The organism is Microbacterium sp. H6, from assembly GCF_003314775.1.
In the GTDB taxonomy this organism is placed as follows: domain Bacteria; phylum Actinomycetota; class Actinomycetes; order Actinomycetales; family Microbacteriaceae; genus Microbacterium; species Microbacterium oxydans.
Genome location: NZ_QOAY01000262.1, coordinates 33,473 through 41,923 on the forward strand (window position 1 = coordinate 33,473; position 8,451 = coordinate 41,923).

General features: G+C 67.3%; 12 protein-coding genes. 5 read left to right on the top strand and 7 right to left on the bottom strand.

The features are described from left to right. The first annotated feature begins 126 nt into the window (after positions 1 to 126). Positions 127 to 702, top strand: coding sequence for an alpha/beta fold hydrolase (locus tag DSP71_RS17115; RefSeq protein WP_046749604.1), 576 nt, complete (start codon positions 127 to 129; stop codon positions 700 to 702). A 13-nt stretch (positions 703 to 715) separates the two neighbouring features. Here the strand turns inward: DSP71_RS17115 and DSP71_RS17120 are convergent, their stop codons facing one another. The 4 genes from DSP71_RS17120 to DSP71_RS17135 all read right to left on the bottom strand — a co-directional run bounded on the left by DSP71_RS17120 (position 716) and on the right by DSP71_RS17135 (position 2,773). Then, positions 716 to 1,060 carry a LysR family transcriptional regulator gene (locus tag DSP71_RS17120; protein ID WP_046749603.1) on the bottom strand — a complete coding sequence of 115 codons (345 nt, stop codon included), beginning with the start codon at positions 1,058 to 1,060 and terminating at the stop codon, positions 716 to 718. Between the two features lie 59 nt (positions 1,061 to 1,119). Further along, positions 1,120 to 1,785, bottom strand: a complete 666-nt coding sequence (locus DSP71_RS17125; protein WP_147251351.1) for a hypothetical protein — start codon at positions 1,783 to 1,785, stop codon at positions 1,120 to 1,122. 122 nt (positions 1,786 to 1,907) lie between these two features. Then, the gene (locus tag DSP71_RS17130; protein ID WP_045262755.1) at positions 1,908 to 2,207 is read right to left on the bottom strand and encodes a Fe-S cluster assembly protein HesB; all 300 of its coding nucleotides are present in this window, start codon (positions 2,205 to 2,207) and stop codon (positions 1,908 to 1,910) included. Between the two features lie 107 nt (positions 2,208 to 2,314). Beyond that, positions 2,315 to 2,773 carry a GNAT family N-acetyltransferase gene (locus DSP71_RS17135; RefSeq protein WP_061015145.1) on the bottom strand — a complete coding sequence of 153 codons (459 nt, stop codon included), beginning with the start codon at positions 2,771 to 2,773 and terminating at the stop codon, positions 2,315 to 2,317. 154 nt (positions 2,774 to 2,927) lie between these two features. Between DSP71_RS17135 and DSP71_RS17140 the strand changes: the two genes are divergently transcribed. Next, on the top strand, positions 2,928 to 3,473 hold the full coding sequence (locus DSP71_RS17140) for a Dps family protein (protein WP_046749600.1): 546 nt from the start codon (positions 2,928 to 2,930) through the stop codon (positions 3,471 to 3,473). Between the two features lie 30 nt (positions 3,474 to 3,503). Here the strand turns inward: DSP71_RS17140 and DSP71_RS17145 are convergent, their stop codons facing one another. After that, entirely contained in the window at positions 3,504 to 4,031 is a 528-nt protein-coding gene (locus DSP71_RS17145) for a DUF6328 family protein (protein WP_046749599.1), read from the bottom strand. Between the two features lie 69 nt (positions 4,032 to 4,100). Between DSP71_RS17145 and DSP71_RS17150 the strand changes: the two genes are divergently transcribed. After that, positions 4,101 to 4,304: a hypothetical protein gene (locus DSP71_RS17150; protein WP_046749598.1), complete on the top strand. Its 204-nt coding sequence runs from the start codon at positions 4,101 to 4,103 to the stop codon at positions 4,302 to 4,304. Between the two features lie 2 nt (positions 4,305 to 4,306). Here DSP71_RS17150 and DSP71_RS17155 read toward each other — a convergent pair whose 3' ends face one another. Next, positions 4,307 to 4,918 carry a 1-acyl-sn-glycerol-3-phosphate acyltransferase gene (locus DSP71_RS17155; protein WP_113681671.1) on the bottom strand — a complete coding sequence of 204 codons (612 nt, stop codon included), beginning with the start codon at positions 4,916 to 4,918 and terminating at the stop codon, positions 4,307 to 4,309. A gap of 95 nt (positions 4,919 to 5,013) precedes the next feature. On the opposite strand from DSP71_RS17155, the gene DSP71_RS22470 reads away from it, so the two are divergent. Then, entirely contained in the window at positions 5,014 to 5,160 is a 147-nt protein-coding gene (locus DSP71_RS22470; RefSeq protein ID WP_179515903.1) for a hypothetical protein, read from the top strand. A 34-nt stretch (positions 5,161 to 5,194) separates the two neighbouring features. Here DSP71_RS22470 and DSP71_RS17160 read toward each other — a convergent pair whose 3' ends face one another. Further along, on the bottom strand, positions 5,195 to 6,673 hold the full coding sequence (locus DSP71_RS17160) for a DHA2 family efflux MFS transporter permease subunit (protein ID WP_113681672.1): 1,479 nt from the start codon (positions 6,671 to 6,673) through the stop codon (positions 5,195 to 5,197). Between the two features lie 164 nt (positions 6,674 to 6,837). Here DSP71_RS17160 and DSP71_RS17165 point away from each other — a divergent pair. Further along, positions 6,838 to 8,451: ABC transporter ATP-binding protein (locus DSP71_RS17165; RefSeq protein ID WP_258546519.1), on the top strand; the 1,614-nt coding region annotated here is incomplete at its 3' end.

Genomic DNA, 8,451 nt, shown 5'->3' on the forward strand with positions numbered 1-8,451 from the left:
TCTCGCTGACCGCCAGGTCGGGATACGCTGGAGCACGGCGGCTCCGGTCGCGGTCCGGTCGCTGGTGTCCGCCGTGGGCGTTCCGCCTGAGTTCCTGACCCTGACGGCACGAGGAGATTGACGCCGATGACCGAGACCCAGATCTTCGAGCCCGACGGCCGCGCCATCCCCTTCGTCGACGAGGGAGACGGACCCGTCAAGCTGGTCCTGATCCAGGAGCGCGACGTGGCGGCGGATGTGCTCGGCGTCGTGGCGCACTACCTTGCGGAGGAAGCGGGCTTCCATGTGCTGCGGATCGGCCACCGTGCCGAGGGTAAGCACGACGAGGCGACGCTGGCTGCGCGGGTTGACGACGCGCTCGCCGTGATCGACCACGTGGGGCTCGGCGACACCTGGATCGGCGGACACGGCTTCGGCGGTACGGTGGCGCGTGCTTTCGCCGTCGCCCACGCCGACCGCGTGAACGGCCTGGCCCTGTTGGCCGTCGAAGACGACGCGACGCCGCTCGCGCCGGTGATGCCCGTTCTCATCATCCAGGGCAGCAAGGACATCGAGACGCCTCCGGCGAACGGCGAGCAGCTGCAGTCCACGGCGCCCGAGCGCGCGAGCGTGAAGACCATCGAAGGTGGCGACCACATGTTCCCGATGACCTTCCCCATCGAGACGGCCGTCGTGATCGAGGAGTACCTCGACTGGGACTGAGCGACCCGTTCGCCTACCGGCCCTGCCGCTTCTTGTAGGGCTTCGGCTGGCCCTTCACCGCGGGAGCACGCCCCTTGCCCTTCGACGCCTTGGCCTTGCCTCCGGCAGGGGCAGGGGCGCTGCGAACCGGCTCCGGCGCAGCCGCGACCTCGGCACGCGCCTCCACGAGCAGCAGCTCACCGACGGAAGTGAGCCGCGTCGGACCTTCGCGGTGCACGATGGGGTGGCCCACCTCGGCTTCGAGCTTGTCGATCGAGGTGTAGAGCGAAGCCAGCGGAATCCCGAGTTTGTCCGCCGCGCGCGGAAAATGGAGTTCATCCGCCAGGACGACGAAGCGGCGGAGCAGGGAGATCTTCACGGGAGTCTTTCGATGATCCGCACGGGCTTGCGGACTGCTTCCAGGGTACGTGGTGTCGTTCAGAGGTCGCTGTAGTCGTTCGCGGGGACCTGGATCTGCTTCACCGTGTCGCCGTCGAACCAGAAGAGCGTGTAGATCATGCCGGTGGAGCCAGGGTGGCTGAGCGACTCTGTCCCTGGCGCTTCGCGTCCTCCCAGGCCGAGGAACTCGGCGGTGGCGGGGTCCTCGGCATCGTCGAGCGCCCAGGCGCCCGCATCGAGGAGCTCGGCACGCGTGGATCCGACGGAGAGACCGTCTGCGGCGGTGATCGGAACACCGTCGAGCGACGCTCCGGTGATCGCCACAGAGGCCGGACCTTCGTGCTCGGTGTCGGTGAACACCCGCAAGCCGTCCCATATGTAGTTCACGAACGAGAAGTCGTAACCCGGGAAGGTCTCCACTTTCTCCGGCTCCGGGAGCTCTCCCGTCGTCTCTTCCAACAGGTCGAGCACCGCCTCGGTGTCGTCGAGCGCGGCGTCGCGGGTGCCCGTCTCGTCGGTGACGGCGATGCCGTCGAGGGACACGACGATCCGTGGCTCCACCGTGGGGGTCGGACTAGGGGTCGGCGACGAGGGTGCAGAACTGGGCACGGTGGTGGGCTCGGCTGCGGGGCGAGCTGAGGTGCAGCCGGCGAGAAGGAGAGCCGCGCCGGCGAGAGCCAGCGCAGGCAGAAGTGAACGTCGCATGGTCTCACGGTATCGATAGGGGGCGACGACGCAGCAACGGGCAGGCCGACGGGGTCGGATCGTGATATTCCGGACAGACGGATGCCGCGACCGATTCGGCCGCGGCATCCGGAATCCTTCGGTCAGGCGACCTGTGGGGTGACGGCGAAGGACACGGAGCCTTCGTCGTCCACGCCGGCATCGAGGATCTTGTCGTCGAGAGCGGCGACTGCCGACTCATCGAGGAAGAGCCGGGTGCCGGCCACTTCCACGACCTGGTCCTGCGGCTCCGGGTCGGCGGCGACGAGCACGGCGAGGCGCGCACCTCCCTCGGCGTTCTGAGGCTCTGTCGAGTGGATGCGGAGCCCGGCATCCGGGGCGTCGGTCTGACGGCTCACCAGAGTCGTCACGATGGCGGAGGCGTTGTCGGTGAGGGTGAGCACGAGACTCTCCTTCCGGTTGGGGCATGTCACGGTCGCGACATGTCCGGGCTACGATGCCGAACCTCGGTGAGTGTCTCAACCCCCTTGCGGGGATTCGGAGGAGGCTCTTACCCTGCTCGCAGGTTCTTGCGCAGAAACACCTGCGCGGTGCCGTCGCCGTCAGGTACACGCTCGTGCTCCTCATACCCGCACGACTCGTAGAGGCGGATGTTCGCTTCGCTCAGACTGCCCGTGAACAGCTCGGCCACATCCGCGTTCGACGCCTTCTCGGCGCTCTCGAGCAGGAGGCGGCCGATTCCCTCGCCCTGCATGTCCGGTGCGATCGCGATCCTGCCGATCAGCAACAGCCCGTCCTGCTCCACGTACCGGATCGCGCCGACGAGCCGCCCGTCGATGCGTGCTGTCAGCCCGGATTCGGAGCGGAGTTCCGCTTCCAGCTCGGTGAGCGTCTGCGTCAGCGGTGGCATGTCGACGCTCCCGTAGATCGCCGCTTCCGACACGAAGGCCGCCCTCTGCACGGTCAGCACCTCGCCGGCGTCGCGGTCGCTGATGGGAGATATGACCACCTCACCCGGTGCGGCGTGCTGGTCGGGGCGGTGCTCTTCGTTCACGATGTCTGCGTCACTCACCCGAGTCACATTCCGGGGTGGGCGCCCGCGGTGTCAACCCCCTCGCCGTGGAGGATCGCCAAGGCTAGCGTCGCGATCAGGAGGTCACACCATGGCTGAAACCACAACCACCAAGAAGACCGGCGGCTCGACGAAGGGCGCGGTCAAGACGACCAGGCAGCAGAACGCGGAGAAAGGCTTCACCGCCTCGACCACGCTCGCGAAGAACCTGCAGGCGGTGCTGGTCGACCTGCTCGATCTCGCGATCCAGGGCAAGCAGGCCCACTGGAACGTCGTGGGACGCAACTTCCGCGATACGCACCGGCAGCTCGACGAGATCATCGACGACGCTCGCACCTTCAGCGACACGATCGCCGAGCGCATGCGTGCCCTGCACGCTGTGCCGGACGGGCGCAGTGCCACCATCGCGAAGACCTCTTCGCTTCCCGAGTTCCCGGCGGGAGAGGTGTCCACCACCGAGACGATCGACCTGGTCACCGAGCGCCTGGAGGCGGCCGTGGCCACCGCTCGCGACGTGCACGATGCCGTCGACGAGGAGGATCCGACCTCGGCGGACCTGCTGCACGCGATCATCGAGCGGCTCGAACAGTTCGCCTGGATGGTCAGCGCGGAGAACCGCAGCCCCGCGGGACGCTGAGCGTCCTCTCACCCGCGGACCACGCCCTCTTCATTCGGGTCCTGCTCCGCGGGTGAGAGGCCTTCCGCGCATGACTCGGGGCAGAGCGAGCCATAGGGCTCCGATCAGGACGAGCGCCGCGAAGAGAGCGATGACACCCGCCGTCCGATTCACCGTGAAGTCGACGATCAGCGTGGTCACCCCGACGGTCAACGCACCGATCACGACCAGATCGATACGCACGATCCGGGCGGCGATGCGGACGAGATCGGGCTTGCGACGACGTCCGAACAGCGCCCTGTGCATTCCGACCGGCGCGAGGGCCAAGATGGTCGCCACGGCTGCGAGAGCGACGAGGACGACGTACAGGTCACGCTGGAGCTCGTCCATGTCGGTGAACCGCGGCTGGAAGGCGACAGCCAAAAGGAAGCCGGTGAGGATCTGGGTGCCGGTCTGCATGACCCGCAACTCCTGCAGCAACTCGTCCCAGTTGCGATCCGCCCGCTCGTTGGCGGTCTCGTCGCGTCCGTCGACACGGTCGTCGCGCTCGTGTTCTCCACGCGATGGGTCTGATGTCATGGTCTCAGTGTGGATTTCCCGACCTGGCGCTGTCCAGCTGCTTGCGTCCCCCGAACGAAGGAGTGCAAGATGACGCTCCCACCGATCCGCGACTGGTGGCCTGAGCTCTCGCAGGACGGGCGCCGCGCCGTGCTGAACAGCGACACCTCTCATCTGGACGATGCCGTGCGCGAGGAGATCCGGGTGATCACCGGCGCCGTGGTCGGGATGGTGGAGTCCCTCAGCGACTCAGACCTCGCCTACGCGCGAAAGCACAGCGAGGCCGAGGACTGAGGTCACGGCGCCGGCGCGTCCTGAGGAGACTCGGGTTCGGTGGTCGTGGGGAGTTCCTCGCGCAGCCGCGGCTCGGTACGTCGGTCGGGCCGCACGCCCGCCTTGTCGGCGTAGAACGCGCGGATCCGGTCCATGTCGGCTGCGACGTCTCCGGTGAGATCGATCGTCGGTCCGAGGCCGGTGGTCATGGTCGTCCGATCCACGAAACCGAGAGTGACCGGCATGCCCGTCTCTCGTGCGATCCGGTAGAAACCCGACTTCCAGTACTCGTTGCCCCCGCGTGTTCCGTCGGGGGTGACCACCAGTCCGAAGACGGTGCCGTCGTGCACCTGGCCCACGACATCCTTCACCACGCGCGCCGGGTCGGTGCGGTCGACGGGGATACCGCCGAGACGCCGCATGATCGGACCCCGCCAACCGCGGAAGAGGCTCTTCTTCCCGAGCCAGTGCACGCTGATGTCGAGCTTCCACGCGATGGCGAGCATCAGCACGAAGTCCCAGTTCGAGGTGTGGGGTGCTCCCACGAGCACCGTCGGACGCGTCGGCGCCGACTCGCTCACGAGCTTCCATCTGCCGAACGCCCAGAACACGCGGGCGAGGAGTCGTTTGAGCATGGCTCAACCGTAGGGGAGAACGGCTGTCGATCTGCTGTCGACGTGCTACGGGCGCCTTCGGTGCCACTCCCTCCAGGCAGGCGTACGATCGAGGGATGAAGAAAACGCAGCAGGACTCCGTGCAGCAGGACGCGCCCGTCGGGCTGCAGCCGCTCCTGGATTCTCTGAACCTGCTCGAGGGGGAATCGGCCGGCTATTGCAGCAATGGCGTCTGCCACTTCCCCGCCCCGAAGAGCGAGTAAGCAGCAGACGCCATCTCAGGCCGTCCCGGCGCGGTCAGTGCCCGCCGTGGAACCCTTCGCCCGCATCGTCTGCAGGCTTGCGGACGAACGGGCTGAGCGCCACAGTCGCCAGCGAGATGATCGCCGCGATCAGGAATGCCATGCGTGCGCCGGGAGCGCCGGCGACCGCAGTCGTCAGGCCCTCCTGCTCGCCCGCGTGCAGGATCGACGAGTAGGTCACGAGGAGCAGTGCGACACCTGCCGCGCCACCGACCTGCTGCAGTGTGTTCAGCACGGCCGAACCGTGCGAGTACAGCGACCGCGGGAGCGAACCCAGCGATGCCGAGAACAGCGGTGTGAACGACATCGCGAGACCGACGGACATGACAGCCTGCACGATGATGAGCGCCCACCACACGGTGTGCTCACCGACGGTCGAGTAGAAGAACAGCGACGCCGACACCATGATCGTGCCGGGGATGAGCAGCGGGCGGGTGCCGCGCGCATCGTAGATACGGCCCATGATCGGTCCGAGCAGGCCCATCAGCAGCGAACCGGGGAGCAGGATCAGGCCGGACTGGAGCGGGTTGAGCCCCGCCACGTTCTGCAGGTACTGCGGGAGCAGGGTCAGCGTGCCGAACATCGACAGCGCCAGGATGGACATGATGATCACGGACAGCGTGAAGTTGCTCGAGCGGAACACGCGCAGGTCGAGCAGCGCGTCGTCGATGCGCTGCAGCACGAGCTGACGCCACACGAAGAGCCCCAGTGAGACGGCACCGACCACGAGGGAGATGATCCCTGCGGTCTCGCCGGATCCGCCCTCGCCGCCGAACTGGCTGAGACCGAACACGATCCCGCCGAACCCGAGAGCCGCGAGCGGGATCGAGAGCACGTCGAGCGGCACGGACCGCGTCTCACCCAGGTTCGTCATCCACTTCACACCCATGAAGAGGGCGATGAGCGAGATGGGGAGGATGATGCCGAAGAGCGCGCGCCAGCTGGCGAGCTCGAGCACGGCTCCGGCGAGGGTCGGGCCGATCGCGGGAGCGAGCGAGATGACGAGACCGACGCGACCCATCATGCGACCGCGGGACTGCGGCGGCACGACGTTCATGATCGTGGTCATCAGCAGCGGCATCATGATGCCGGTACCTGCGGCCTGGATGACACGGCCGACGAGCAGCACGGCGAAGCCGGGGGCGACGAGAGCGACGAGCGTGCCGAGGGAGAACGCGATCATCGCGGCGATGAAGACCTGGCGCGTCGTGAACCGCTGCAGGATGAACCCGGTCGTGGGGATGACCACGGCCATGGTGAGCATGAAGGCGCTCGTGAGCCACTGGCCGAGCTCGGGCGGGATGCCGAGGTCGGTGTTCAGATGGGGGATCGCGATCCCCATCGTGGTCTCGTTGAGGATGGCGACGAAGGCGGCGACGAGCAGCAGCCAGATCACCCGCATGTCCTTGCGGGGGATCTCGCCCCCTGCCGCGGCGGGAGTCGTCGAGATGGAGCCGGTATCGACGGCAGACATGGGCGGCCTCCAGGGCGAAGAAGAAATGGATATCGCGAGAGTTCGCAAGAGTCATTCAGCGTAACGGCAGCCGCGGACATTTCATTCCGTATTCACAGATATCCGCTGAAGGCGGATACACGCGGCCCGATGTCCGCGCGCGTGGGTACGCTGGCGCAATGAGCATGGGCGGCGGCATGGGCGGTGGCCCGCGGGGAGGTGGCTTCCGCGGAGTCGATGAAGACGCGCAGCGGAAGTTGAACGCCGAGGCGCCGCGGATCAACGGTCTCGGGGCGCGGGTGGTCTCCCTGTTCCGCCCCTATCGCTGGCGCATCCTCTTCACGGGCATCCTGGTCGTGCTGGGCGCCGCGATCGCGGTCATCCCGCCGCTGATCGTGCAGCGCATCTTCGACGACGCGCTGTTCCCGGTGGACGGCGGAAGCCCGCACCTCGAACTGCTGGCCTGGCTCGTCGTGGCGATGGTCGCCCTGTTCCTGGTCTCCGCGGGGCTGGGGGTGGCGCAGACCTGGCTCACCTCGACCGTCGGCAACAGCGTCACCGGCGATCTGCGCGTGAAGCTCTTCGAGCATCTGCAGGCGATGGAGCTCGGATTCTTCACGCGCACCAAGACGGGCGTCATCCAGTCGAGGCTGCAGAACGACGTGGGTGGCGTGTCCGGCGTGCTGACCAACACCGTCACCAGCATCCTCGGCAACGTCGTGACCGTGATCGCCTCGCTCGTCGCGATGATCCTGATCGACTGGCGGCTGACGCTCATCGCCGTCGTCATGATGCCGTTCCTGATCGTCGTGCAGCGCAAGGTGGGGCAGGTGCGCGCCAGGATCGCGGGGGAGACGCAGGAGTCGCTGTCCGAGCTCACCTCGATCACCCAGGAGACCCTGAGCGTGTCGGGCATGCTGCTGTCGAAGGCGTTCAACCGGCAGCGCACCGAGTCGGAGCGGTACCAGGCGGAGAACCGCAACCAGGTCGTGCTCCAGGTGCGGCGTGCGATGAGCGGCCAGGGGTTCTTCGCCGTCGTGCAGGTGATCATGGCGAGTGTGCCCGCCGTGATCTATCTCGTCTCCGGCTATCTGATCGCCGGCGGGACCGGAGCCATCACCGCGGGAACCGTCGTCGCCTTCACCACCGTGCAGGCGCGGCTGCTCATGCCGTTGATGGGCCTCATGAGGGTCTCGCTCGATCTGCAGACCTCGTCCGCGCTGTTCGCGCGCATCTTCGAGTACCTCGACCTCGTGCCGGAGATCCAGGACGCCCCCGACGCGATCACCGTCGATCAGGCTCCTGGACCCCGCGGGCGCATCGAGTTCGACGAGGTCGTGTTCCGCTACCCCGATGCCTCGGCTGACGCCAGGCCGACTCTCGACGGTGTGTCGTTCACGGCGGAACCGGGTCAGCACGTCGCGTTCGTCGGCCCGTCGGGCGCGGGCAAGACCACGATCCTGTACCTGGCGCCGCGGTTGTACGAGGCGAAGGGAGGGGCCGTGATGTTCGCGGGCGCCGACGTGCGCACCCTCACGCAGGAGTCGATCATCGACAACGTGGGCATCGTGTCCCAGGAGACCTACCTGTTCCACGCGACCATCCGTGACAACCTCCGCTATGCGAAGCCCGATGCCACCGAGGAAGAGCTGATCGCGGCGTGCACGGGCGCCAACATCCACCACATCATCGCCGGCTTCGAGCAGGGGTACGACACCGTGGTGGGCGAGCGCGGGTATCGGCTCTCCGGCGGGGAGAAGCAGCGCATCGCGATCGCCCGCGTGCTGTTGAAGGACCCG